The 24,113-nt window shown below is 50.7% G+C and carries 27 protein-coding genes and 1 other annotated feature; of the genes, 14 read left to right on the forward strand and 13 right to left on the reverse strand.

Translation table 11 applies throughout. The annotated features are described in order from the left end of the window. Positions 1 to 153: 153 nt before the first annotated feature. From clpB to rluD, 3 genes are all read right to left on the reverse strand, one after another. Positions 154 to 2,727, reverse strand: coding sequence for an ATP-dependent chaperone ClpB (gene clpB, locus FDX24_RS00110; protein WP_115601639.1), 2,574 nt, complete (start codon positions 2,725 to 2,727; stop codon positions 154 to 156). A 129-nt stretch (positions 2,728 to 2,856) separates the two neighbouring features. Beyond that, on the reverse strand, positions 2,857 to 3,588 hold the full coding sequence (gene yfiH, locus FDX24_RS00115; protein ID WP_061068373.1) for a purine nucleoside phosphorylase YfiH: 732 nt from the start codon (positions 3,586 to 3,588) through the stop codon (positions 2,857 to 2,859). Further along, positions 3,585 to 4,565, reverse strand: a complete 981-nt coding sequence (gene rluD, locus FDX24_RS00120; RefSeq protein ID WP_005130415.1) for a 23S rRNA pseudouridine(1911/1915/1917) synthase RluD — start codon at positions 4,563 to 4,565, stop codon at positions 3,585 to 3,587. Before rluD ends, yfiH begins: the two co-directional genes overlap by 4 nt. A 131-nt stretch (positions 4,566 to 4,696) precedes the next feature. On the opposite strand from rluD, the gene bamD reads away from it, so the two are divergent. From bamD to pheA, 4 genes are all read left to right on the forward strand, one after another. Continuing rightward, complete coding sequence (gene bamD / locus FDX24_RS00125; RefSeq protein WP_005130417.1) at positions 4,697 to 5,434, forward strand: outer membrane protein assembly factor BamD; 738 nt, start codon at positions 4,697 to 4,699, stop codon at positions 5,432 to 5,434. Positions 5,435 to 5,678: 244 nt separating this feature from the next. After that, positions 5,679 to 6,017 carry a ribosome-associated translation inhibitor RaiA gene (gene raiA, locus FDX24_RS00130; protein ID WP_003031244.1) on the forward strand — a complete coding sequence of 113 codons (339 nt, stop codon included), beginning with the start codon at positions 5,679 to 5,681 and terminating at the stop codon, positions 6,015 to 6,017. 102 nt (positions 6,018 to 6,119) lie between these two features. Next, positions 6,120 to 6,245 (forward strand) — a sequence feature (Phe leader region). Beyond that, positions 6,121 to 6,168: a pheA operon leader peptide PheL gene (pheL, locus tag FDX24_RS00135; RefSeq protein ID WP_100250063.1), complete on the forward strand. Its 48-nt coding sequence runs from the start codon at positions 6,121 to 6,123 to the stop codon at positions 6,166 to 6,168. Its footprint overlaps the feature before it by 48 nt. A 21-nt stretch (positions 6,246 to 6,266) precedes the next feature. Continuing rightward, complete coding sequence (gene pheA / locus FDX24_RS00140) at positions 6,267 to 7,427, forward strand: bifunctional chorismate mutase/prephenate dehydratase (RefSeq protein WP_061068376.1); 1,161 nt, start codon at positions 6,267 to 6,269, stop codon at positions 7,425 to 7,427. 42 nt (positions 7,428 to 7,469) lie between these two features. Here the strand turns inward: pheA and tyrA are convergent, their stop codons facing one another. Together tyrA and aroF are read right to left on the reverse strand one after the other, a co-directional pair. Continuing rightward, positions 7,470 to 8,591, reverse strand: coding sequence for a bifunctional chorismate mutase/prephenate dehydrogenase (gene tyrA / locus FDX24_RS00145; protein WP_137363634.1), 1,122 nt, complete (start codon positions 8,589 to 8,591; stop codon positions 7,470 to 7,472). A gap of 9 nt (positions 8,592 to 8,600) precedes the next feature. After that, on the reverse strand, positions 8,601 to 9,671 hold the full coding sequence (gene aroF / locus FDX24_RS00150; RefSeq protein ID WP_005130422.1) for a 3-deoxy-7-phosphoheptulonate synthase AroF: 1,071 nt from the start codon (positions 9,669 to 9,671) through the stop codon (positions 8,601 to 8,603). Between the two features lie 213 nt (positions 9,672 to 9,884). Here aroF and FDX24_RS00155 point away from each other — a divergent pair, with 213 nt between their 5' ends. The 4 genes from FDX24_RS00155 to FDX24_RS00170 all read left to right on the forward strand — a co-directional run bounded on the left by FDX24_RS00155 (position 9,885) and on the right by FDX24_RS00170 (position 12,650). Further along, positions 9,885 to 10,259 carry a DUF2799 domain-containing protein gene (locus FDX24_RS00155; protein ID WP_137363635.1) on the forward strand — a complete coding sequence of 125 codons (375 nt, stop codon included), beginning with the start codon at positions 9,885 to 9,887 and terminating at the stop codon, positions 10,257 to 10,259. A gap of 158 nt (positions 10,260 to 10,417) precedes the next feature. Continuing rightward, on the forward strand, positions 10,418 to 10,936 hold the full coding sequence (locus FDX24_RS00160) for a YfiR family protein (RefSeq protein ID WP_040234078.1): 519 nt from the start codon (positions 10,418 to 10,420) through the stop codon (positions 10,934 to 10,936). Further along, entirely contained in the window at positions 10,929 to 12,155 is a 1,227-nt protein-coding gene (gene dgcN, locus FDX24_RS00165) for a diguanylate cyclase DgcN (protein WP_048212936.1), read from the forward strand. Before FDX24_RS00160 ends, dgcN begins: the two co-directional genes overlap by 8 nt. 12 nt (positions 12,156 to 12,167) lie before the next feature. Further along, a complete protein-coding gene (locus FDX24_RS00170; protein ID WP_048212937.1) occupies positions 12,168 to 12,650 on the forward strand; it encodes an OmpA family protein in 483 nt (160 codons plus the stop codon). A 125-nt stretch (positions 12,651 to 12,775) separates the two neighbouring features. Here FDX24_RS00170 and rplS read toward each other — a convergent pair whose 3' ends face one another. The 5 genes from rplS to ffh form a co-directional block, all read right to left on the reverse strand. Continuing rightward, positions 12,776 to 13,123: a 50S ribosomal protein L19 gene (rplS, locus tag FDX24_RS00175; RefSeq protein ID WP_002914145.1), complete on the reverse strand. Its 348-nt coding sequence runs from the start codon at positions 13,121 to 13,123 to the stop codon at positions 12,776 to 12,778. 39 nt (positions 13,124 to 13,162) lie between these two features. Continuing rightward, positions 13,163 to 13,930, reverse strand: coding sequence for a tRNA (guanosine(37)-N1)-methyltransferase TrmD (trmD, locus tag FDX24_RS00180; RefSeq protein WP_061068379.1), 768 nt, complete (start codon positions 13,928 to 13,930; stop codon positions 13,163 to 13,165). A 44-nt stretch (positions 13,931 to 13,974) separates the two neighbouring features. Continuing rightward, complete coding sequence (rimM, locus tag FDX24_RS00185; protein WP_003031230.1) at positions 13,975 to 14,523, reverse strand: ribosome maturation factor RimM; 549 nt, start codon at positions 14,521 to 14,523, stop codon at positions 13,975 to 13,977. Positions 14,524 to 14,541: 18 nt separating this feature from the next. Beyond that, positions 14,542 to 14,790, reverse strand: a complete 249-nt coding sequence (gene rpsP / locus FDX24_RS00190) for a 30S ribosomal protein S16 (protein WP_003031228.1) — start codon at positions 14,788 to 14,790, stop codon at positions 14,542 to 14,544. 249 nt (positions 14,791 to 15,039) lie between these two features. Further along, positions 15,040 to 16,401 (reverse strand): signal recognition particle protein, encoded by a 1,362-nt coding sequence (ffh, locus tag FDX24_RS00195; RefSeq protein WP_048212938.1) that lies wholly within the window; start codon positions 16,399 to 16,401, stop codon positions 15,040 to 15,042. Positions 16,402 to 16,566: 165 nt separating this feature from the next. On the opposite strand from ffh, the gene FDX24_RS00205 reads away from it, so the two are divergent. Further along, positions 16,567 to 17,358 (forward strand): inner membrane protein YpjD, encoded by a 792-nt coding sequence (locus tag FDX24_RS00205; RefSeq protein ID WP_048212939.1) that lies wholly within the window; start codon positions 16,567 to 16,569, stop codon positions 17,356 to 17,358. Positions 17,359 to 17,376: 18 nt separating this feature from the next. Continuing rightward, on the forward strand, positions 17,377 to 18,666 hold the full coding sequence (locus tag FDX24_RS00210) for an HlyC/CorC family transporter (RefSeq protein WP_005130434.1): 1,290 nt from the start codon (positions 17,377 to 17,379) through the stop codon (positions 18,664 to 18,666). A 49-nt stretch (positions 18,667 to 18,715) separates the two neighbouring features. Here the strand turns inward: FDX24_RS00210 and grpE are convergent, their stop codons facing one another. Beyond that, positions 18,716 to 19,309: a nucleotide exchange factor GrpE gene (gene grpE, locus FDX24_RS00215; protein WP_048212941.1), complete on the reverse strand. Its 594-nt coding sequence runs from the start codon at positions 19,307 to 19,309 to the stop codon at positions 18,716 to 18,718. A 122-nt stretch (positions 19,310 to 19,431) separates the two neighbouring features. Here grpE and nadK point away from each other — a divergent pair, with 122 nt between their 5' ends. The 3 genes from nadK to bamE all read left to right on the forward strand — a co-directional run bounded on the left by nadK (position 19,432) and on the right by bamE (position 22,551). Next, the gene (nadK, locus tag FDX24_RS00220) at positions 19,432 to 20,310 is read left to right on the forward strand and encodes an NAD(+) kinase (RefSeq protein WP_005130436.1); all 879 of its coding nucleotides are present in this window, start codon (positions 19,432 to 19,434) and stop codon (positions 20,308 to 20,310) included. 85 nt (positions 20,311 to 20,395) lie between these two features. Next, positions 20,396 to 22,057 carry a DNA repair protein RecN gene (gene recN / locus FDX24_RS00225; protein ID WP_137363636.1) on the forward strand — a complete coding sequence of 554 codons (1,662 nt, stop codon included), beginning with the start codon at positions 20,396 to 20,398 and terminating at the stop codon, positions 22,055 to 22,057. A 149-nt stretch (positions 22,058 to 22,206) separates the two neighbouring features. Continuing rightward, on the forward strand, positions 22,207 to 22,551 hold the full coding sequence (gene bamE, locus FDX24_RS00230; protein ID WP_003826401.1) for an outer membrane protein assembly factor BamE: 345 nt from the start codon (positions 22,207 to 22,209) through the stop codon (positions 22,549 to 22,551). Positions 22,552 to 22,601: 50 nt separating this feature from the next. Here bamE and FDX24_RS00235 read toward each other — a convergent pair whose 3' ends face one another. After that, positions 22,602 to 22,898 carry an RnfH family protein gene (locus tag FDX24_RS00235; protein ID WP_137363637.1) on the reverse strand — a complete coding sequence of 99 codons (297 nt, stop codon included), beginning with the start codon at positions 22,896 to 22,898 and terminating at the stop codon, positions 22,602 to 22,604. Continuing rightward, complete coding sequence (gene ratA, locus FDX24_RS00240; protein WP_003031213.1) at positions 22,882 to 23,325, reverse strand: type II toxin-antitoxin system toxin RatA; 444 nt, start codon at positions 23,323 to 23,325, stop codon at positions 22,882 to 22,884. The genes FDX24_RS00235 and ratA overlap by 17 nt, the downstream gene beginning before the upstream one ends. A gap of 154 nt (positions 23,326 to 23,479) precedes the next feature. On the opposite strand from ratA, the gene smpB reads away from it, so the two are divergent. Continuing rightward, positions 23,480 to 23,962, forward strand: coding sequence for an SsrA-binding protein SmpB (gene smpB, locus FDX24_RS00245; RefSeq protein ID WP_003031211.1), 483 nt, complete (start codon positions 23,480 to 23,482; stop codon positions 23,960 to 23,962). Positions 23,963 to 24,113: the final 151 nt, after the last annotated feature.

Genomic DNA, 24,113 nt, shown 5'->3' on the forward strand with positions numbered 1-24,113 from the left:
AGTGGAGGCGCATTATAGGGAGTTATTTCAGACTGACAAGTTAAAAATACAAAAAACTTATCAAGCGATTACTTTTTAATCAACAGCTCTATTCTTGCCTGGTTATTAAACAAAAACGAGCCCCGCAGGGCCCGTTTATTGAGGTTTTGTGACTTACTGCACTGCCACAATGCGATCGTCATTCACTTCCAGACGAATCGTTTTGCCTGGAATCAGCTCACCAGACAGGATTTGCTGCGCCAGCGGGTTTTCGATCTGCTGCTGGATAGCACGTTTCAATGGACGTGCACCATATACCGGATCGTAACCATTCGCGCTCAGCAGTTTAAGCGCCTCGTCAGAGATGTGAATTTCATAGCCACGCTCTTCCAGACGTTTATACAGACGCTGCAGTTGGATCTGAGCAATAGAAGCAATGTGTTTCTCACCCAATGGATGGAATACAACAACCTCATCTATACGGTTGATGAATTCCGGGCGGAAGTTCTGGCTCACGACGCCCAGCACCATATCCTTCATGTGACCATAATCCAGCTCACCGAAGCGTTCCTGAATCAGATCAGAGCCAAGGTTCGAGGTCATGATGACAACCGTATTACGGAAATCGACCGTTCTCCCCTGCCCGTCAGTCAAACGACCATCGTCAAGCACCTGCAACAGAATGTTAAATACATCCGGATGCGCTTTTTCCACTTCATCCAGCAGAATGACAGAGTAAGGACGACGGCGTACCGCTTCCGTCAGATACCCACCTTCTTCATAACCGACATATCCCGGAGGCGCCCCGACCAGACGAGAGACAGAATGTTTCTCCATAAACTCGGACATATCGATACGCACCATCGCGTCGTCGCTGTCGAACATAAAATTAGCCAGCGCCTTACACAGTTCGGTTTTACCGACACCGGTTGGGCCAAGGAACAGGAATGAACCAATCGGACGATTCGGATCGGACAAACCCGCACGGCTACGGCGGATGGCATTAGATACCGCTTCTACCGCTTCGTTCTGGCCAATCACGCGGCTGTGCAGATCCTGTTCCATCCGCAATAATTTTTCCCGCTCGCCTTCCAACATACGAGCCACCGGGATCCCGGTCCAGCGCGCCAACACTTCTGCAATTTCTGCATCCGTCACTTTATTACGCAGCAGACGCATGGTTTTGCCTTCAGACTGGGTGGCTGCTTCCAGCTGTTTTTCCAGTTCCGGAATTTTGCCGTACTGCAGCTCGGACATGCGCGCCAGGTCGCCGACACGACGCGCCTGTTCGATAGCGATTTTTGCCTGTTCCAGCTCTGCCTTGATGGTTTGCGTGCCGGAGAGGGACGCTTTTTCAGCTTTCCACTCTTCTTCTAACTCAGAGTACTGGCGCTCTTTGTCGTCCAGCTCTTCATTAAGCATATCAAGACGTTTTTTGCTCGCCTCATCAGACTCTTTCATTAACGCCTGCTGTTCCAGTTTGAGCTGGATAATACGACGGTCGAGTCTGTCGAGTTCCTCCGGTTTGGAGTCAATCTGCATACGAATGCTGGATGCCGCTTCGTCAATGAGGTCGATAGCTTTATCCGGCAACTGACGATCGGCAATATAGCGGTGAGACAGCGTAGCTGCCGCAACAATTGCCGGGTCAGTAATCTGTACATGGTGGTGCAGCTCGTAACGTTCTTTCAGTCCACGCAAAATGGCGATGGTGTCTTCTACTGATGGCTCAGCCACAAACACTTTCTGGAAACGACGTTCCAGCGCCGCATCTTTTTCGATATACTGGCGGTATTCATCAAGCGTGGTGGCCCCTACGCAGTGCAGCTCCCCGCGCGCCAGCGCTGGTTTCAACATGTTGCCGGCGTCCATCGCGCCATCGGCTTTACCTGCACCGACCATTGTATGCAACTCATCGATGAACAGAATGACGTTGCCTTCCTGTTTCGAGAGATCGTTGAGCACACCTTTTAAACGTTCTTCAAATTCACCGCGATACTTCGCCCCGGCCACCAGCGCGCCCATATCCAGCGCCAGCACGCGACGACCTTTTAACCCTTCAGGTACTTCACCGTTAATGATTCGCTGTGCCAGCCCTTCGACGATAGCGGTTTTACCAACACCTGGCTCACCGATCAAAACCGGGTTATTTTTAGTACGACGTTGCAGCACCTGAATAGTGCGGCGAATTTCTTCATCACGACCAATAACCGGATCGAGTTTGCCTTGTTCGGCGCGTTCGGTCAGGTCGACGGTATATTTTTTCAAGGCCTGACGTTGGTCTTCAGCCCCCTGGTCATTCACGCTTTCACCTCCACGCATTTGTTCAATTGCCTGAGTGATATTGGCGGTTGTCGCTCCAGCTGATTTTAATAAATCTGTCAGCGTACCGCGTGACTCAAGCGCCGCCAGAACGAACAGTTCTGACGAAATAAAGTTGTCCCCACGTTTTTGCGCCAGCTTGTCGCAAAGATTCAGTACGCGCACCAGATCCTGAGAAGGCTGCACATCACCACCGGTACCTTCTACCTGCGGCAAGCGGCTCAACGCCTGGTCAATCGCTGTGCGTAACTGGCCAGCATTAATGCCAGCGGACGTTAACAAAGGACGAACCGATCCCCCTTCCTGATTCAGCAAGGCGCTCATTAGATGAAGTGGTTCGATGAATTGATTGTCGTGCCCCAATGCGAGTGACTGGGCATCGGCAAGAGCAAGCTGGAATTTATTGGTAAGACGATCCAGACGCATAACTCCTCCCATAACAGGCCAAAATTGCTACTGGAGATTAAATGAGGTCATCCCTCAATTATTCAAGGTGAATGACCTGAATTATGTGAAAAGAAAATTACACGTACCGGATCGTCTTGATTCTTTAGGTTATATCAGCCAAATAAAACTTGCCATACGACCCGTGGTATTGTCGCGACGATAAGAGAAGAACGTCTCACTTTCGCTGAAGGTGCAATGGTCACCACCGTAGACGTTCTCAACCCCCACATTTGCCAGACGTTGACGTGCAAGCTGATAGATATCCGCCAGATATTTTTCACCACGCGGTACAAATGCGATGTCCGCTTGCAGATCTTTCGCCATGAACGCTTCGCGGACTTCTGCTCCCACTTCAAACGCGTCCGGGCCAATCGCCGGGCCTAGCCAGGCGATAATGTTTTCCGGTTTATCGGCAAAGCACGCCACCGTTTCTTCCAGCACACCTTCACATAACCCGCGCCAGCCCGCATGGGCCGCCGCCACCTCTGTTCCAGCACGATTACAAAACAGCACCGGCAGACAGTCCGCCGTCATCACCGCACATACGGTGCCCGGCGTATTACTGTAGGACGCATCTGCACGTTTAGATAAGTATGGCCCGCCGCTCAATTTCAGGACGTCTTTACCGTGTACCTGTTCAAGCCAGACGGGTTTCGAAGGCAGATTGCCCGCAGCAAACAGCCGCTTGCGGTTCTCTTCCACATGCTCCGGGTTATCACCACAATGGGCACCCAGGTTAAGCGAATCATAAGGCGACAGACTGACGCCGCCAATGCGGGTAGAACTACAGGCCGCGACACCCTGAGGTATCGGCCACTGCGGGACAATTAGCTTACTCATAGCCAGGCAACATCATCCTTATGCTCTTCGAAATCAGCGCGCATCACTTCGATAAGCTCCACCATATCTTGCGGAATCGGCGCATGCCATTCCATCTCAATACCGGAAATCGGGTGATACAAACGCAACATGGTCGCGTGCAGCGCCTGACGGTCAAACTTACGCAGCACGGAGATAAACTCGTCAGAAGCGCCTTTCGGTGGACGCGGACGACCACCGTAGACCTGGTCGCCCACCAGCGGATGGGTGATATGCGCCATGTGCACGCGGATCTGGTGCGTACGTCCGGTTTCCAGACGCAACCGCAGACGCGTGTGCACACGGAAATGCTCCATAATGCGATAGTGCGTTACCGCAGGTTTCCCCATTGGATGCACTGACATATGCGTACGTTTGGTTGGATGACGGCTGATCGGTTCTTCGACTGTACCGCCCGCTGTCATATGGCCAATCGCCACGGCTTCATACTCACGAGTGATTTCGCGCAGCTGCAATGACTCGACCAGGCGCGTTTGCGCCGGGACAGTTTTTGCCACAACCATAAGTCCGGTTGTGTCTTTATCCAGACGGTGTACGATACCGGCACGAGGAACATCCGCGATTGGCGGGTAGTAATGCAACAACGCATTCAATACCGTACCATCAGGATTCCCGGCGCCCGGATGTACCACCAGGTCACGAGGTTTGTTGATGACAAGAATGTCGTCATCTTCATAAACGATATCCAGCGGGATATCCTGAGCTTCAAAACGAACCTCTTCATCAATTTCAGCATTGATGGAGACACGCTCTCCACCTAACACTTTTTCTTTCGGCTTATCGCAAAGATTGCCATTTACCAGTACGCGCTGGTCGAGGATCCATTCTTTTATGCGCGATCGCGAATAATCAGGGAACAATTCGGCCAAAGCCTGATCTAAGCGTTGACCAAGCTGATTTTCGGAGACTGTTGCGGTGAGTTCTACTCGTTGTGCCATAAACTGCTTCTTCGTTTAACGTTGGGTTTTACGGCTTTGCCGTTTAATATAGTGTGCTATTGTAGCTGGTCTTAACCGGGAGCAGGAACAGAGAATCTCCCGTATTACATTTTGAGGAAAGTCAAAACGTCATGACGCGCATGAAATATCTGGTGGCAGCAGCCACGTTGAGCCTGTTTTTGGCGGGTTGCTCTGGTTCAAAGGAAGAGGTGCCCGATAATCCGCCAAATGAAATCTACGCGACTGCTCAGCAAAAGCTGCAGGACGGTAACTGGAAACAGGCAATAACGCAATTGGAAGCGTTGGATAACCGCTATCCATTTGGACCGTATTCTCAGCAGGTGCAATTAGATCTCATCTACGCCTACTACAAAAACGCCGATCTGCCACTTGCTCAGGCTGCCATCGATCGTTTTATTCGTCTGAACCCGACTCACCCGAACATTGATTATGTCATGTACATGCGTGGCCTGACCAATATGGCGCTGGACGATAGCGCGCTGCAAGGATTCTTTGGCGTCGATCGTAGCGATCGCGATCCACAGCACGCCCGAGCTGCGTTTAATGACTTTTCCAAACTGGTACGTGGTTATCCGAACAGCCAGTACACAACCGATGCCACGAAGCGTCTGGTGTTCCTGAAAGATCGTCTGGCGAAGTATGAATACTCTGTTGCTGAGTACTATACCGCCCGTGGCGCATGGGTTGCAGTCGTGAACCGTGTGGAAGGTATGCTGCGTGACTATCCGGATACCCAGGCAACGCGTGATGCCCTGCCGTTGATGGAAAACGCTTATCGCCAAATGCAGATGAATGCCCAGGCAGAAAAAGTAGCGAAAATCATTGCCGCTAACAGCAGCAACACCTGATTGACCTCAGAATGCAAAACGGCAGCCCAAGGGCACAACTGAAGCGGTTTAGCTGCGACGCATCCTATCAAATATGGCCTGCTTTCAGGTATTCCTCAAGTAAAAAATCGCCTGTTCCTGCGGTGCCTCACAAAAAGGTTTTCTTGACAAAAAGCGACAAAAATATGTGATTTAGATCACATATTTTGACATTAGGAACGGTATGCTGGAATCACCAAGACGGGAAAGACAAGAGGTAAAATTTATGACAATGAACATTACCAGTAAACAAATGGAAATTACTCCGGCAATTCGCCAGCATGTCGCAGACCGTCTCGCCAAACTTGAAAAATGGCAAACTCATCTGATTAATCCACATATCATTCTGTCTAAGGAGCCACAGGGTTTCATTGCTGATGCCACCATCAATACACCGAACGGACATCTGGTCGCCAGCGCAAAACACGAGGATATGTACACCGCCATTAACGATTTGATCAACAAGCTGGAACGGCAGCTCAATAAAGTGCAGCACAAAGGCGAAGCCCGTCGTGCAACAACTTCAGTAAAAGACGCCAACTTCGTCGAAGCAGAAGAAGAGTAGTCCCTTACATTGAGTGTATCGCCAACGCGCCTTCGGGCGCGTTTTTTGTTGACATGGTGAAAACAGTACGGGTACTTTACTGATGTAGCCAAAGGAAAATTACATGAAACTTGTCCCGTTCTTCTTCGCATTCTTTTTTACCTTCCCCTGAATGGGAGGCGTTTCGTCGTGTGATAAAGAATGCGAAGACGAACAATAAGGCCTCCCACAACGGGAGGCCTTTTTTTTGATAACAAGAAAGGCAACACTATGACATCGGAAAACCCATTGCTGGCGCTGCGCGATAAGATCAGCACGCTGGATGAAAAATTACTGGCCCTGCTGGCTGAGCGACGTGGACTGGCCGTAGAAGTTGGCAAAGCTAAACTGCTTTCACATCGTCCGGTTCGTGATATCGACCGTGAGCGCGACCTGTTAGACCGCCTGATTCAGCTTGGCAAAGCACATCATCTTGATGCTCATTACATTACTCGCCTGTTCCAGCTGATTATCGAAGACTCCGTCCTGACCCAGCAGGCGCTCCTTCAGCAGCATCTGAATAAGAGCAACCCGCATTCCGCTCGTGTTGCCTTCCTGGGACCAAAAGGGTCTTACTCACACCTCGCCGCCCGTCAGTATGCCGCACGTCATTTTGAGCAGTTTATTGAAAGCGGCTGCGCGAAATTTGCCGATATCTTTAATCAGGTTGAGACCGGACAGGCAGACTACGCGGTAGTGCCTATTGAAAACACCAGTTCCGGTGCGATTAATGACGTTTACGATCTGCTGCAGCACACCAGCCTGTCTATCGTTGGCGAGATGACGATTACTATCGATCATTGCGTACTGGTGTCGGGAACAACCGATCTGGAGAGCATCGACACGGTATACAGCCACCCACAACCGTTCCAGCAGTGCAGCAAGTTCCTGAACCGCTACCCGCACTGGAAGATTGAATACACTGAAAGCACTTCAGCTGCGATGGAAAAGGTCGCCCAGGCTAATTCGCCACGCGTGGCAGCCCTGGGAAGCGAAGCCGGTGGTGTACTGCATGGTCTGCAGGTACTTGAGCATATTGAAGCTAATCAGACACAAAACATTACCCGCTTCGTGGTACTGGCACGTAAAGCAATCAATGTTTCTGACCAGGTTCCAGCGAAAACAACGTTGCTGATGGCGACAGGACAACAGGCAGGTGCGCTGGTAGAAGCATTGCTGGTGCTGCGTAACCATAATCTGATTATGACCAAGCTGGAATCACGCCCGATTCACGGCAATCCGTGGGAAGAGATGTTTTATCTCGATATTCAGGCCAACCTGGAATCACCCCAGATGCAAAAAGCATTGAAGGAGTTGGGTGAGATTACGCGTTCGATGAAAGTATTGGGATGTTATCCGAGTGAAAACGTGGTGCCGGTCGACCCGAGCTAACATGACAATGCCGGATGGCACTACGCTTATCCGGCATCTTAATTAAGGACGGCTGTCATTCGCCTGGCGTAACAAAGTACGGCTTTCACTCTGGAAGCGCTGCGCATAGTCGCCAAACCAGTGTTCCACCTTACGGAAACTGTCGATAAAAGCCTGCTTATCGCCCTGCTCCAGTAAACCGATCGCCTCACCAAAACGTTGGTAGTAGCGCTTGATCAGCGCAAGGTTGCTCTCCGACGACATAATAATATCGGCATAGAGCTGCGGATCCTGGGCAAACAGACGGCCAACCATTGCCAGTTCAAGACGGTAAATAGGTGAAGAAAGAGCCAGTAACTGCTCCAGTTGCACATTCTCCTCCGCTAAATGCAGCCCATACGCAAATGTCGCAAAGTGGCGTAACGCCTGAATGAACGCCATATTCTGGTCGTGCTCAACGGCGCTAATCCGATGCAATCTCGCGCCCCAAACCTGAATCTGCTCAAGGAACCACTGATAGGATTCTGGCTGTCGCCCATCACACCAAACCACGACCTGCTTGGCCAGACTGCCGCTGTCCGGGCCAAACATCGGATGCAATCCCACCACCGGGCCATCGTGCGCCGCCAGCATCGCCTGCAGAGGACCATTTTTCACTGAGGCCAGATCCACCAGAATACAGTCAGACGGCAGGCGCGGTAATTTGGCGATTACCAGTTCGGTGACGTGGATCGGCACACTGACGATCACCATGCCTGCATCGGCGACGATCTCCGTGGCGCGATCCCAGTCCTGCTGTTCCAGGATCCGCACCTGATAACCAGACAGCGTCAGCATCTTCTCGAACAGCCGCCCCATCTGTCCGCCACCACCGACGATCACCACCGGACGCAAAGAAGGACAAAGCGTCTTAAAGCCTTTGTCATTCTCACTGGAATAAGACTCGCGCATAACCCGACGCAATACATCTTCGATCAGATCTGGCGGCACCCCCAGCGCTTCAGCTTCTGCACGGCGGGAAGCCAACATCGAGGCTTCCCGCTCGGGTACGTAGATCGGCAGCCCAAAGCGGCTTTTGACTTCACCGACTTCGGCAACCAGCTCCAGACGCCGTGCCAGTAAATCCAGCAACGCCTTATCAACTTCATCAATTTGATCGCGTAGTGCGGTCAATTCAGCAACCATACCAACCTCTTATGCTACACGCGCCGTCAGTTGGCCGTTTAAATCCTGGCTAATTTCACGCAGTAGCGCATCCGTCATTTCCCAGCTAATGCAGGCATCAGTTACGGAGACGCCGTATTTCATTTCGCTACGCGGCTGTTCGGAGGACTGGTTGCCTTCGTGAATATTACTTTCAATCATCAAGCCGATGATTGAGCGATTGCCATCTTTGATTTGGGCGATCACAGATTCAGCCACGGCTGGCTGGCGACGGTAATCTTTATTTGAATTACCATGACTGCAATCTACCATCAGAGAAGGTCGTAGTCCTGCCTGCTCCATCTCTTTTTCACACTGGGCGACATCCGCTGGGCTGTAGTTCGGCGCTTTACCGCCACGCAGGATCACGTGACCATCTGGATTACCCTGAGTTTGCAGTAGTGCAACCTGCCCCGCCTGGTTAATACCAACAAAGCGGTGTGATTGTGCTGCGGCGCGCATGGCGTTAATTGCCGTCGCCAGGCTCCCATCTGTACCATTCTTAAAACCAACCGGCATGGAAAGACCAGAAGCCATTTCACGATGCGTCTGTGATTCAGTGGTACGCGCACCGATAGCAGACCAGCTAAACAGATCGCCCAGGTATTGCGGGCTGTTTGGATCTAACGCTTCTGTTGCCAGCGGTAGCCCCATATTCACCAGTTCAAGCAGCAGTTGACGCGCAATTTTCAAGCCTGCTTCAACATCAAAAGAGCCATCCATATGAGGATCATTAATTAACCCTTTCCAACCGACGGTGGTACGGGGCTTTTCAAAGTAGACGCGCATCACCAGGTAGAGGCTATCGCTGACCTCTGCGGCAAGGGCTTTAAATCGACGAGCGTACTCAATAGCCGCTTCAGGATCGTGAATCGAGCATGGACCACACACCACCAGCAGTCGCGGGTCGCGCCCAGAGATAATGTCTGAAATGGTTTTACGCGACTGAGCGATTTGCGCCTCCTGTGCAAGGCTCAGCGGAAATTCCGCTTTAAGCTGCTCTGGGGTCATCAGAACCTGTTCGTCGGTAATGTGTACGTTGTTCAGCGCGTCTTTTTGCATGATGGTGATCCTGTTTAGCTCGTTTGCGATAGTTTTCCTCAGCGAGGAGATAATCACGATAACACAACAGGTAAAGATTTCAATCCACATTCCGTAAATTTTTATTTACAGAAGACCTTTTTACAGCAAAAACACTGCAAAATTCCGTACAATTAAATTTACAACCTTCTATATATGAATCCGCTATGCTTTAAAAAACGGGGAGAACAGGCAATGAAGCAACTCATCTGTACCTTATTTGTATTATTTCTCAGCGGATGTCAGAAAGATCCCTATACTTTTTCCCCTACCTGGACAGGTACCGACTGGTTTGATGCCGGAATACAGGATGCCATTTCAGGCCATGTCGTTAAAGATAACGAGACACTTGCCGACAACTACAATGACCCGGAGGTCGATCGTGCCCAATATCTTAAGGGGTACGCCGAAGGACAAAGGAAAACCTGTCAGCAGGACTTTGTTTACGCGAGAGGATTGACCGGCAAAACCTTCCCCGCCAGTTGCGACACGGTAGACAATGTCAGCCGATTACATGAAGCATGGCAAAAAGGAGCAAACGAAGGAGCAGCCTCAACAAGGTTAAATTAAACAAGAGCTTAAATTTTATAAATTAATGAGATTTAGCTTAAATACTCAATGCACTCATTCCAGGAAGAATGACGCCCTGGGAAAATAATGTTATTTTGTTGCAAACAATCTTGAATGTATATCGACGCAATACGGCAAACGCTGGTAGGTACCTATTCATGAGCTTTTCTTACCGACTCATACTTCTACTGGCACTGCTTCTGACCGGATTACCTCTGTACGCTCACAGCGTCACGGAAGAGGCAAAATCTGTGCGCTCTATGGTTTCCGGTATCGTCAGTTATACACGCTGGCCAGCACTTTCAGGGCCACCAAAACTGTGTATATTCTCTTCTTCGCGCTTTTCCAGCGTGCTGGAAGATACCCGAGCAGGAGCACTACCCTATCTTCCTGTCATCATTCATACGGAACAAGAAGTCTTAGTTGCGCAGTGTGATGGTTTTTATTTTGGAAAAGAAAGTCCTACATATCAGGCGGAACTAAAGAATAAATATCCTACTAAAGCATTGTTATTAATTGCCGAACAGAATCCCGAATGCGTTATTGGCAGCGCTTTTTGCCTCATAATTAAAGATGAAGACGTGAGATTTTCCGTAAATATGGATTCCCTGTCACGCAGCGGTGTAAGGGTAAGTCCAGACGTATTGATGCTTGCGCGGAATAAAAAGCATGAATAAGGGTCCTTCTCCCATAAAACGCCCAACGTTTAAGCGGACGCTGCGGCGTATCAGCATCGTCAGCGTACTGGTAACCATGACGCTGATTTGGCTGCTGCTTAGCATTTCGTCTGTGCTGGCTCTGAAGCAATACGCACAAAAGAATCTGGATCTCACGGCAGCAACCATGACCCGCACGCTCGAAGCAGCATTAGTCTTTTCGGATAGCGTCGCAGCGTCGGAAACGCTGGCGGCACTGGGACAGCAAGGGCAATTTTCAGTTGCAGAAGTCCGCAATCAAAAGCAGAAAGTGATCGCCACCTGGCGCTATGACGCGCAGGATACTACTGACAAAATCAGCAGTATCATCAGCCACTGGTTGTTCCCGCAACCAGTAACTCAACCCATTTTGCACAATGGCGACGTTATTGGTGAGGTGCGCCTGATTGCTCGCGACAGCGTTATTAGTCATTTCATTTATTTGTCGCTGGCGGTTCTTACCGGATGCATTTTACTGGCATCGGGTATTGCATTAATGCTTACTCGTTATTTACATAATGGTGTCGTGGACGCCCTGCAAAATATTACTGAGGTGGTACATGATGTTCGTACCAATCGTAATTTCTCACGGCGCGTATCTGAAGAACGGATTGAAGAATTTCATCTGTTTGCGCAGGACTTTAATAGCCTGCTGGATGAAATGGAAGAGTGGCAACTACGTCTCCAGGCAAAGAATGCCCAACTGTTGCGTACCGCGCTACATGACCCTTTGACTGGTCTTGCGAACCGTGCCGCATTTCGCAGCAGTATTAACGCACTGATGAACGACGACGCGGCCCACAGCAGCTCTGCGTTGTTATTCCTTGATGGCGATAATTTTAAATTTATTAATGATACCTGGGGACACGCTGCGGGCGATCGGGTCCTGATTGAAGTCGCAAAAAGGCTGGCCGAATTTGGTGGTAATCGGCATCACCCATACCGACTTGGCGGCGATGAATTTGCCATGGTGCTTTACAGCGTCCATTCTGAATACGAAGTTCAACGTATCTGCGCGGCGTTGTCGCAAGAGTTTAATCGACCTTTTGACCTGCATAACGGTCATCTGGCAAGCATGACACTCAGTATTGGTTTTGCGCTGACGTGGGAACATGCCTCTGCCGAGAAATTACAAGAACTTGCCGATCATAATATGTATCAGGCTAAAAATTTGCGCGCTGAGCGCATTATTAAAAAATAAGGAATTACACACATGCTAAGACGTTTATTATCCCCGTTTATTCTCATCATGCTGATTCTGGCAGGCTGTCAGGCACCTCAGGGGAAATTTACCCCAGAGCAAATTGCAGCTATGAAATCGTACGGATTTACTGAAGCTTCAGGAGACTGGTCTCTGGGTTTGTCTGACACCATCCTGTTTGACAAAAACGACTATAAACTCCGCCCTGAAAGTGAAAAACAAATCCAGGAAATGGCATCCAAACTGGCTGCTACCGGGTTAAACCATGCTCGTCTGGATGGTCACACCGATAACTATGGCGAGGACAGCTACAACGAAGCTCTGTCGCTCAAACGAGCCAATGTGGTTGCAGACGCCTGGGCTCGGGGTGCCAATATTCCACGAACTAACCTGACAACCCAAGGGCTCGGGAAGAAATACCCGCTTGCCAGCAACCAGACGTCAAAAGGCCGTGCCGAAAACCGCCGCGTTGCAGTCGTGATCTCGACACCGTAATCAATATCCAACTGGCTGCGCGTCGCGCAGTCATCTAATAAAAAAACAAAAAATAAAGGTCGGAATAAAAAAAGGGCCAGCCTTTCGGCCAGCCCTTTTCTAACAGGATGTCGCTTGCGCGAATCTTAGTTAAGACGCTCTTTGATACGAGCAGACTTACCAGTGCGCTCACGCAGGTAGTACAGTTTAGCTTTACGAACAGCACCACGACGTTTAACAGCAATGCTGTCAACTACCGGAGAGTGAGTCTGGAAGACACGCTCAACGCCTTCGCCGTTGGAAATTTTACGAACAGTGAATGCAGAGTGCAGACCGCGGTTACGAATAGCGATAACCACGCCCTCGAATGCCTGCAGACGTTTTTTGGAACCTTCAACAACCCATACTTTCACTTCCACGGTATCACCCGGACGGAAGGAAGGTACGTCCTGCTTCATCTGTTCTTGTTCAAGTTGCTTAATAATGTTGCTCATAATTTAATCTCTTATCCTGGGTAAACTGATATTGGGGGCTTACGCCTGCCCATCATGTTTATGTTGCTGTTGTGCGTGTTCCTTTTTGAACTCCGCCAGCAACCTTGCTTGCTCTTCAGTCAGAGCCAGGTTTTCCAGAAGTTCAGGTCTTCTAAGCCAGGTCCGGCCCAGCGACTGCTTCAAACGCCAGCGACGTATCTCAGCGTGGTTCCCCGACAGTAATACCGCCGGTACTTCCATCTGCTCTAACACTTCAGGTCGGGTATAGTGTGGACAGTCCAGCAACCCGTCAGCAAACGAATCTTCGATTGCCGAAGCCTCATGACCCAGAACCCCCGGAATAAACCGGGAAACGGAATCGATCAGCGTCATTGCCGGTAACTCACCACCGCTGAGAACGTAATCGCCGATTGACCATTCTTCGTCAATTTCGGTTTGAATCACGCGCTCATCTATTCCTTCATAGCGACCGCACACCAGAATCAACTTTTGATTCGTTGCCAGTTCGCAAACGCCCGCTTGATCAAGCTTGCGTCCCTGAGGTGACAGATAAATCACCTTTGCGCCTTCACCAGCCGCAGCTTTTGCTGCATGAATGGCGTCCCGTAAAGGTTGCACCATCATTAACATCCCCGGTCCGCCGCCGTACGGACGATCGTCCACGGTACGGTGCCGGTCATGAGTAAAGTCACGAGGACTCCAGCTCTGGATGTTCAGCAGGCCATTTTTTACTGCCCGGCCAGTTACCCCGTAATCGGTAATTGCGCGGAACATTTCTGGAAACAGGCTAACGATACCTATAAACACAAGCCAATCCCCATAACGCCGACTTTTACCGTTTATCCGGTGGTTTAAAAACCAGGATCCCAATCTACTTCGATAGTACGAGTAGCGAGATCGACTTTCTTGATAACCTGCCCATCGAGGAACGGCACAAGACGTTCCTTGATACCAAACGCATCTTTCAGGTTTGCCTTGATGACGATGACGTCATTCGAACCGGTTTCCATCATATCGACGACTTTACCGAGATCGTAGCCTTCAGTGGTCACTACCTGGCAGCCCATAAGGTCTTTCCAGTAGTAGGAACCATCTTCCAGCGCTGGCAACTGCGAGGAATCCACGACAATTTCGCAATTAGTCAGTAGATTCGCCGAATCACGATCGTCAACGCCTTTCAGCTTGATGATCAGATCCTGATTGTGGTGCTTCCAGCTTTCCAGCTGTACTTGCTGCCACTGACCCGCCTTCTGGATAAACCAGGGCTGATAGTCAAAAATGCTTTCGGCGTCTTCAGTGGAAGAAAACACTCTGAGCCAACCACGGATACCGTAAGAAGACCCCATTTTCCCCAAAACGATGGGTTCTACAGGAGCCTGTGCGGCGAGTTGCTTGCTCATCATGACCACCGTGACAGATTAAGCTGCTTTGTTTGCTGCTTTGATCAGCGTAGCTACGCGATCAGAAATAGTCGCGCCCTGGCCAACCCAGTGAGCGATGCGATCCAGATCCAGGCGAGTGCCTTCTTCTTTTTCGCTAGCGATCGGGTTAAAGAAGCCAACGCGCTCGATGAAGCGACCGTTGCGTGCATTACGGCTGTCGGTAACAACAACCTGGTAGAACGGACGCTTTTTAGCGCCGTGACGAGCTAAACGAATAGTAACCATAACATCCTCTTGTGTGAATAAAACACCCAGGCCCCATCGAGGAACGGAGCCCGGGTGTCATATTAAAAGCCCGAAAATTTTACTGATTTCTGGGGAAAATGCAATCAGCAGTTGATAACTCTGCTATAAAAGGCCGTCGGTGGTGCCGTCAGTTCGGTGCCGGTGCGCGCGCAGCCACCGGAGCGTACACGCAGTACGTGAGGATGGCGAGCACACCCCGGTGCCGAAATGGCAAACGAGCCAGGCCGATTAGCGACCAGGGAAGCCGGGCGGCATCATCCCCTTCATATTCCGCATCATCTTCGCCATTCCGCCCTTCTTCATTTTCTTCATCATGCGCTGCATGTCGTCGAACTGTTTCAGAAGACGGTTAACGTCCTGTACCTGCATCCCGCAGCCCAGTGCGATACGGCGTTTGCGGGAGCCTTTGATGATTTCCGGCTTAGCGCGTTCTTTCATCGTCATCGAGTTGATGATGGCTTCCATACGCACCAGCACTTTATCGTCCATCTGCGATTTCACATTGTCAGGGATCTGACCCATGCCCGGCAGCTTGCCCATCAGGCTTGCCATGCCGCCCATGTTTTTCATCTGCTTAAGCTGTTCAAGGAAATCGTTCAGATCGAAGCCGTCGCCTTTTTTCAGCTTGCTTGCTAATTTCTCTGCCTGTGCACGGTCAACTTTGCTTTCGATATCTTCGATCAGCGACAGCACGTCGCCCATGCCGAGAATACGTGAGGCAATTCTGTCCGGATGGAACGGCTCCAGCGCTTCCGTTTTCTCACCAACGCCGAGGAATTTAATCGGCTTACCAGTGATATGACGAATAGACAATGCCGCACCGCCACGGGCGTCACCATCGACTTTAGTCAGTACCACACCGGTCAGCGGCAGTGCTTCGTTAAACGCTTTCGCGGTATTCGCAGCATCCTGACCGGTCATGGCATCGACCACAAACAGCGTTTCTACTGGATTGATAGAAGCGTGAACCTGTTTGATTTCGTCCATCATCGCTTCATCAACATGCAGACGACCGGCGGTATCCACCAGTAGCACGTCGTAGAATTTGAGCTTAGCTTCTTTCAGCGCGGCATTAACAATATCAATCGGCTTCTGGCCGACATCCGACGGGAAGAAGTCCACGCCGACCTGTTCGGCCAACGTTTCCAACTGTTTGATCGCCGCCGGGCGATAGACGTCGGCAGAGACCACCAGCACTTTCTTCTTGTGCTTCTCGCGCAGGAATTTACCCAGCTTACCGACGCTGGTGGTTTTACCCGCACCCTGCAGGCCCGCCATCAGCACCACGGCCGGTGGCTGTGCCGCCAGGTTTAGCGTCTGGTTCTCTTCGCCCATCGCCGAAACCAGTTCGCTACGAACGATTTTAACGAACTCCTGACCCGGGGTCAGGCTCTTGTTAACTTCGTGACCAACCGCTTTCTCTTTTACGCGATTGATAAACTCACGCACTACCGGCAGCGCAACGTCAGCCTCCAGTAGCGCCATGCGCACTTCGCGCAGCGTCTCTTTAACGTTGTCTTCAGTAAGGCGTCCACGGCCACTGATATTGCGCAGCGTGCGCGACAAACGATCGGTTAAATTATCAAACATTGTCTCTCGCCTGAGGTGGAAACGGTCGGTCGCAACAGCGACACATCAACAGAAATTTGTCGCAGTATAACATGAAGCCGCCTTTGTTGTTATGCAACGGTTGGAGCAGCGGTCACGTAACGCTATACTGCTTTTCTTTATCCTTGGCCAACTGTCGACACCCATATGCCCGTTTTTGCTCTGTTAGCCCTTGTCGCCTATTCCGTCAGCCTTGCGCTGATCGTTCCCGCCCTGCTGCAAAAAAACAGCGGCTGGCGGCGTATGGCTATTCTTTCTGCGGTTATCGCGCTGGTCTGTCACGCGTTTGCCCTGGAAGCACGTATTCTGCCAGGTGGTGAAAGCGGACAAAACCTGAGCCTGCTGAACGTCGGCTCGCTGGTGAGCCTGATGATCTGTACCGTCATGACCATTGTGGCCTCGCGCAACCGCGGCTGGCTATTGCTACCGATCGTCTATGCGTTTGCATTAATCAATCTGGCATGCGCTACGTTTATGCCCAACGAATACATCACCCATCTCGAAGCAACTCCGGGCATGATGATTCACATCGGGTTATCGCTGTTCGCTTACGCCACGCTGATTATCGCCGCGCTCTATGCGCTGCAACTGGCATGGATTGACTACCAGTTGAAAAACAAAAAACTGGCCTTCAGCAATGAAATGCCACCGCTGATGAGCATTGAGCGGAAGATGTTTCATATCACCCAGATAGGCGTGGTTCTGCTGACGCTGACGCTGTGTACTGGCCTGTTTTATATGCACAACCTGTTCAGCACAGAAAATATTGATAAAGCCGTTCTGTCTATCGTGGCATGGTTTGTCTATATCGTTCTGCTGTGGGGACATTACCATGAAGGCTGGCGCGGACGTCGTGTCGTCTGGTTTAACGTCGCAGGCGCAGGTATTCTGACGCTGGCCTATTTCGGCAGCCGCATCCTGCAGCAGTTCGTGAGTTAAATCTTTAAGGAACCCTACGTGGAACACATCTCCACCACCACGCTTATTGTCACGCTTCTCATTATGGTGGTCATTTCCGCCTATTTTTCCGGTTCCGAAACCGGAATGATGACCCTGAACCGCTACCGTCTGCGACACCGGGCAAAACAGGGAAATCGTCAGGCAAAACGCGTTGAGAAATTACTTCGTAAGCCCGACCGTCTGATAAGCCTGGTCCTCATTGGCAACAACCTGGTGAATATTTTGGCCTCCGCACTCGGTACCATTGTCGGTATGCGTCTGTATGGCGATGCGGGCGTGGCAATCGCCACCGGGGTCCTGACCTTTGTGGTACTGGTATTTGCTGAAGTATTGCCCAAAACCATTGCCGCGCTGTATCCGGAAAAAGTCGCCTATCCGAGCAGTGTCCTGCTGGCTCCCCTGCAGATTCTGATGATGCCGTTGGTATGGCTACTCAACACCATCACGCGGCTGCTGATGCGCATGATGGGCATCAAAACGGATATCGTGGTGAGCGGTTCGCTGAGTAAAGATGAACTACGCACGCTGGTGAATGAATCGCGCTCGCAAATCTCTCGTCGTAACCAGGATATGCTGCTGTCCGTGCTGGACCTGGAAAAAGTCAGCGTCGATGACATTATGATCCCGCGTAACGAAATCATCGGTATCGATATTAACGATGACTGGAAGTCTATCGTCCGCCAACTTTCTCACTCCCCGCACGGGCGTATTGTGCTGTACCGCGACTCGCTGGACGATGCCATTAGCATGTTGCGCGTGCGTGAAGCGTGGCGACTCATGGCCGAGAAAAAGGAGTTCACCAAAGAGACCATGCTACGCGCCGCCGACGAGATCTACTTTGTCCCGGAAGGCACCCCGCTCAGCACTCAGTTGATCAAATTTCAGCGTAATAAGAAGAAGGTCGGCCTGGTGGTCAACGAATATGGCGATATTCAGGGGTTGGTCACCGTTGAAGATATTCTGGAGGAGATTGTCGGTGACTTCACCACGTCAATGTCACCAACGCTTGCCGAAGAAGTCACGCCGCAGAATGACGGTTCAGTAATTATTGATGGCAGCGCCAACGTTCGTGAAATCAATAAGGCATTTAACTGGCATTTGCCGGAAGATGATGCGCGAACGGTAAACGGTATTATTCTTGAAGCACTGGAAGAGATCCCCGTTGCCGGCACCCGAGTGCGTATTGGGCAGTACGATATCGATATTCTCGACGTGCAGGACAATATGATTAAGCAGGTGCAGGTATTGCCGGTCAAACCGCTACGAGAAAGCGTATCTGACCAGTGAGGATAATCCAGACCGGGTAACGCATCAGCACTACCCGGTCTGAGGCTGATTAGCTTTTTGCTTTCGCCACAGACACCATTGCCGCGCGAATGGTACGTCCATTAAGGGTATAGCCTTTCTGCATGACCATCAGCACGTTACCGGCAGCAACTTCATCAGACTCAACCATTGCAATAGCCTGGTGTACGTTCGGGTCCATCGGCACATCGATATCCGCAACCACCTGCACGCCAAACTTCGCCACAACATCCAGCATCGACTTGCGGGTCAGTTCAATACCTTCAACCATCGCCGCCATCGCGTCATTATCTTTGTTCGCCACTTCCAGCGCGCGATCCAGGCTATCCAGCACCGGCAGCAGTTCGTTGACGAATTTTTCCAACGCAAATTTATGCGCTTTTTCTACGTCCAGTTCGGTACGACGACGCAGGTTTTCCATTTCCGCTTTGATACGCAACACGCTGTCACGCTCGCGCGTTTCAGCTTCTGCAAGCTGAGCCTCCAGATTCGCAATCTTTTCATCGCGCGGATCCACCTGCTCAGCAGAAGCGTCTGATTCTACCGCCTCAACTTCTTCGTGCTGATCCATGATAATTTCTTCCGGGGCTTGCCCCTCAGGCGTTTTCTGTTCTTTACTACTCATGAATTTCTCCGCGTTTTTTTCGCATTCATCTCGCTAACCTGGATTATTATGGGGATAAGATTCAGGGTTTCAAGGGAAGTACTCACATTGTCACTAATCTTCGTTACAAGGACCTCGAGAAAATGAACAAACATTTCAAGTGTATTGGCATTGTGGGGCATCCACGTCACCCCACTGCACTGACCACACATGAAATGCTCTACCGCTGGCTGTGCGTCAAAGGTTATGAGGTTATCGTTGAGCAACAAATCGCCCACGAGCTGCAGTTGAAAAATGTGAAAACCGGTACGCTCGCAGAAATTGGTCAGCAAGCAGACCTCGCCGTAGTCGTCGGTGGCGACGGCAATATGCTGGGGGCTGCACGCACCCTGGCACGCTATGACATCAAAGTTATCGGGATTAACCGCGGCAATCTCGGTTTTCTGACCGATCTTGACCCGGACAATGCCCAACAGCAATTAGCTGACGTACTGGAAGGCCACTACATCAGCGAAAAGCGCTTTTTACTCGAAGCCCAGGTGTGCCAGCAGGATTGCCAGAAGCGCATTAGCACTGCCATCAATGAAGTTGTGCTGCACCCCGGTAAAGTGGCGCACATGATTGAATTTGAAGTCTATATCGATGAAATCTTTGCCTTCTCCCAGCGTTCAGACGGGCTAATTATCTCCACCCCGACCGGCTCTACCGCCTATTCGCTCTCTGCCGGAGGTCCCATCCTCACCCCTTCCCTGGATGCTATTACGCTGGTGCCGATGTTCCCGCATACGCTTTCCGCGCGACCGCTGGTAATCAACAGTAGCAGTACCATTCGCCTGCGCTTTTCTCATCGCCGCAACGATCTTGAGATCAGCTGTGACAGCCAGATCGCCCTGCCTATCCAGGAAGGTGAAGACGTATTGATTCGCCGCTGTGATTATCATCTGAACCTGATACACCCAAAAGATTACAGTTATTTCAATACATTAAGCACTAAATTAGGCTGGTCAAAAAAATTATTCTAATTTAACGTCAACCTCTTTACTGTATAAAAAACCAGTTTATACTGTATGTAATCACAGTTATGGTTTTTCATACAGGAAAACAACTATGTTGGCACAACTGACCATCAGCAATTTTGCTATCGTTCGTGAATTGGAGATCGATTTCCAAAGCGGAATGACCGTCATCACCGGCGAGACCGGTGCGGGTAAATCCATTGCCATTGATGCTCTCGGGTTGTGTCTGGGCGGGCGGGCAGAGGCCGACATGGTGCGTACAGATGCCACACGCGCCGATCTGTGCGCGCGCTTCTCTTTAAAAGATACCCCTGCGGCGCTACGCTGGCTGGAAGAGAACCAGCTTGAAGAAGGTCGTGAGTGTTTGTTACGCCGCGTAATCAGCAGCGACGGACGCTCCCGCGGATTTATCAATGGCACTGCCGTTCCCCTGTCACAGCTCCGTGAACTGGGCCAGTTGCTTATTCAAATCCATGGCCAGCATGCACATCAACTCCTGGCAAAATCGGAACACCAAAAGTCCCTGCTTGATGGTTACGCTAATGAAGCATCCCTGATTCAGGAAATGTCCGCGCGCTACCAGCTTTGGCACCAAAGCTGCCGCGACCTGGCGCATCATCAGCAACAAAGCCAGGAGCGCGCTGCCCGGGCGGAACTGTTGCAATATCAGCTAAAAGAGCTGAACGAATTCAACCCCCAGGCAGGCGAGTTTGAGCAAATTGATGAAGAGTACAAGCGTCTGGCTAACAGCGGGCAGTTGCTCACCACCAGCCAGCAAGCGCTGGCTATCATGGCAGACGGCGAAGACATTAACCTGCAAAGCCAGCTGTACACGGCAAAACAGCTGGTCAGCGAACTGGCGGGAATGGACGGTAAGCTCTCCGGTATTCTGGACATGCTGGAAGAGGCGACAATCCAGCTCAGCGAAGCCAGCGATGAGCTGCGCCACTATTGCGATCGTCTGGATTTAGACCCTAACCGTTTGTTCGAGCTTGAACAGCGAATTTCTAAGCAAATCTCTCTGGCGCGTAAGCATCACGTCGCCCCTGAAGCACTGCCACAGTTTTACCAGTCCCTGCTTGATGAACAACAGCAGCTTGACGATCAGGCTGACTCGCTCGAAACCTTAACCCTGGCGGTAAACACGCACCACCAGCAGGCGCTGGAAACGGCAAAAATGCTGCACCAACAGCGCCAGCATTATGCTCAGGAATTGGGGAAACTCATCACAGAAAGCATGCATGCTCTCTCGATGCCGCACGGTGTCTTTTGCATTGATGTGAAATTTGAGGAACACCATCTGAGCGCAGACGGTGCCGATCGTGTGGAATTCAAAGTTACCACTAACCCGGGTCAGCCGTTACAGCCGATTGCGAAAGTCGCTTCCGGTGGTGAGTTGTCGCGCATTGCGCTGGCTATTCAGGTGATTACCGCGCGTAAAATGGAAACTCCTGCGCTGATTTTCGATGAAGTCGACGTTGGTATCAGTGGTCCGACGGCAGCGGTTGTGGGTAAGCTACTGCGTCAATTGGGTGAATCAACCCAGGTGATGTGTGTGACTCACCTGCCGCAGGTTGCTGGCTGCGGTCATCAACATTTCTATGTCAGCAAAGAAACTGACGGCGCAATGACCGAAACACACATGCAGCCGCTGGATAAACGCGCTCGCCTGCAGGAATTAGCTCGCCTGCTTGGCGGTAGCGAAGTGACACGTAATACCCTCGCAAATGCAAAAGAACTGCTGGCGGCATAAACTTTTTTACCTTGTGACGGTCTGAGTTCAACATAAAATCGCCGACCGACCCGACAGCAAAAGGTTTTAAAGTGGTGAAAGGTCTATTATCATCGGCATATTACATATGAGCCGCGTACTGCTCGGGCCCGAAAAGGAATCAAATCACTATGCGCTGTAAAACGCTGACTGCTGCTGCAGCAGTACTACTGATGTTGACTGCAGGCTGTTCCACTCTGGAGCGAGTGGTTTACCGCCCTGACATCAACCAGGGAAATTATCTGACACCTACCGATGTCGCCAAAGTGCGTACAGGTATGACGCAGCAACAAGTTGCTTATGCACTGGGTACACCAATGATGTCCGATCCTTTTGGTACTAACACCTGGTTTTATGTGTTCCGTCAGCAGCCAGGGCATGAAGGCGTTACTCAGCAAACGCTGACGCTGACCTTTAACAGCAGCGGCGTATTAACCAACATTGATAACAAACCTGCTCTGACCGACAACAAGTAGGTTTGATAGATCAAAAAAAGGTGCTCAATGAGCACCTTTTTTATTGTCTGTTATTTTTTAGCGGATTTCTCTGCTCGCTGCCTGCGCAGTTCTTTCGGATCAGCAATCAATGGCCGATAAATTTCCACCCGATCGCCGCCATGCAAAACATCAGCAAGCTTAACCGGACGGCTGTAGATGCCCACCTTATTTTTGCTGAGATCGATATCAGTACGTAGCTCCAGCAATCCCGAAGCGCGAATCGCCTCTTCGACGGTTGCGCCCTGCTGCAACGTCACGCGCTGCAGATACTGTTTCTCGGGCAGCGCGTACGCTACTTCAACGACAATTTTAGCCGACGCTGACACTGTAAACCTCTTTCGCGCGAACCGTGAAGGCCTGCACCATATTAGAAGCCAGCTCTTTAAAGATGCGGCCAAACGCCAGTTCGATTAACTTATTGGTGAACTCAAAATCGAGATGAAACTCAATACGACACGCTTCATGACTTAGTGGCGTAAACTTCCAGCCGCCAATCAGTTTCTTGAACGGTCCATCGACCAGATGCATCAGGATGCTCTGGTTACTGGTCAGTTGATTACGCGTGGTGAACGTTTTGCTGATCCCTGCTTTCGAGACATCCACAGCGGCCGTCATTTGCCCCGGAGTCGACTCCAGGACGCGGCTTCCGGTGCAACCCGGTAAAAACTGAGGATAGGATTTAACATCATTCACTAACTGATACATCTGTTCCGCACTGTAAGGTACTAAAGCGGTCCGGCTAATCTGAGGCATAACAATTTCCATCAATATCAATCGTGCAAATAATACCATTTATCATCCGCTAAAAAAAACGCTATAGCCCAACTCGTGCTAAGATAGCGCCTTGCGCCCCGCTGGATGAAATGGGGTGTTTTTCAATTCCAGATTACCTATACTGAGCGGCATTATGACGAAGAAAAAAGCACACAAACCTGGCTCAGCCACAATCGCGCTCAACAAGCGCGCACGACACGAATATTTTATTGAAGAAGAGTTCGAAGCTGGACTCGCACTGCAAGGCTGGGAAGTCAAATCCCTGCGCGCAGGAAAGGCCAATATTGGCGATAGCTATGTCATTCTCAAAGACGGCGAAGCGTTCCTGTTTGGCGCCAACTTCACGCCGATGGCCGTTGCCTCAACGCACGTCGTGTGTGACCCTACTCGCACCCGTAAGCTTCTGTTAAACCAACGCGAACTTGACTCCTTATATGGACGCATGAATCGTGACGGTTACACCGTCGTGGCACTTTCGCTGTACTGGAAGAATGCCTGGTGCAAAGTCAAAATTGGCGTCGCAAAAGGGAAGAAACAGCACGACAAGCGTTCCGATGTAAAAGAACGTGAGTGGCAGTTGGACAAAGCTCGTATTATGAAAAATGCAGGTCGATAAATCCCCTCTCAGCGGCCAGTCTCTCATCATGAGGCTGGCCCTTATTGTTTAGTTATTGAAACCCACCCATTATATTCACCAAAATTATAGTTTTTACACCGCTGAATCGTTCAAACCTAAAATAGTCTTTTCATTATTTTATCGGGTCCAT

Origin of the sequence: Citrobacter sp. wls716 (assembly GCF_005280975.1) — a bacterium.
Lineage (GTDB): Bacteria > Pseudomonadota > Gammaproteobacteria > Enterobacterales > Enterobacteriaceae > Citrobacter > Citrobacter youngae.

Coding starts and splice junctions, on each gene's coding strand:
- clpB (WP_115601639.1), bottom strand. CDS start 2,727: ATGCGTCTGGATCGTCTTACCAATAAATTCCAGCTTGCTCTTGCCGAT.
- yfiH (WP_061068373.1), bottom strand. CDS start 3,588: ATGAGTAAGCTAATTGTCCCGCAGTGGCCGATACCTCAGGGTGTCGCG.
- rluD (WP_005130415.1), bottom strand. CDS start 4,565: ATGGCACAACGAGTAGAACTCACCGCAACAGTCTCCGAAAATCAGCTT.
- bamD (WP_005130417.1), top strand. CDS start 4,697: ATGACGCGCATGAAATATCTGGTGGCAGCAGCCACGTTGAGCCTGTTT.
- raiA (WP_003031244.1), top strand. CDS start 5,679: ATGACAATGAACATTACCAGTAAACAAATGGAAATTACTCCGGCAATT.
- pheA (WP_061068376.1), top strand. CDS start 6,267: ATGACATCGGAAAACCCATTGCTGGCGCTGCGCGATAAGATCAGCACG.
- tyrA (WP_137363634.1), bottom strand. CDS start 8,591: ATGGTTGCTGAATTGACCGCACTACGCGATCAAATTGATGAAGTTGAT.
- aroF (WP_005130422.1), bottom strand. CDS start 9,671: ATGCAAAAAGACGCGCTGAACAACGTACACATTACCGACGAACAGGTT.
- FDX24_RS00155 (WP_137363635.1), top strand. CDS start 9,885: ATGAAGCAACTCATCTGTACCTTATTTGTATTATTTCTCAGCGGATGT.
- FDX24_RS00160 (WP_040234078.1), top strand. CDS start 10,418: ATGAGCTTTTCTTACCGACTCATACTTCTACTGGCACTGCTTCTGACC.
- dgcN (WP_048212936.1), top strand. CDS start 10,929: ATGAATAAGGGTCCTTCTCCCATAAAACGCCCAACGTTTAAGCGGACG.
- FDX24_RS00170 (WP_048212937.1), top strand. CDS start 12,168: ATGCTAAGACGTTTATTATCCCCGTTTATTCTCATCATGCTGATTCTG.
- rplS (WP_002914145.1), bottom strand. CDS start 13,123: ATGAGCAACATTATTAAGCAACTTGAACAAGAACAGATGAAGCAGGAC.
- rimM (WP_003031230.1), bottom strand. CDS start 14,523: ATGAGCAAGCAACTCGCCGCACAGGCTCCTGTAGAACCCATCGTTTTG.
- rpsP (WP_003031228.1), bottom strand. CDS start 14,790: ATGGTTACTATTCGTTTAGCTCGTCACGGCGCTAAAAAGCGTCCGTTC.
- ffh (WP_048212938.1), bottom strand. CDS start 16,401: ATGTTTGATAATTTAACCGATCGTTTGTCGCGCACGCTGCGCAATATC.
- FDX24_RS00205 (WP_048212939.1), top strand. CDS start 16,567: ATGCCCGTTTTTGCTCTGTTAGCCCTTGTCGCCTATTCCGTCAGCCTT.
- grpE (WP_048212941.1), bottom strand. CDS start 19,309: ATGAGTAGTAAAGAACAGAAAACGCCTGAGGGGCAAGCCCCGGAAGAA.
- nadK (WP_005130436.1), top strand. CDS start 19,432: ATGAACAAACATTTCAAGTGTATTGGCATTGTGGGGCATCCACGTCAC.
- recN (WP_137363636.1), top strand. CDS start 20,396: ATGTTGGCACAACTGACCATCAGCAATTTTGCTATCGTTCGTGAATTG.
- bamE (WP_003826401.1), top strand. CDS start 22,207: ATGCGCTGTAAAACGCTGACTGCTGCTGCAGCAGTACTACTGATGTTG.
- ratA (WP_003031213.1), bottom strand. CDS start 23,325: ATGCCTCAGATTAGCCGGACCGCTTTAGTACCTTACAGTGCGGAACAG.
- smpB (WP_003031211.1), top strand. CDS start 23,480: ATGACGAAGAAAAAAGCACACAAACCTGGCTCAGCCACAATCGCGCTC.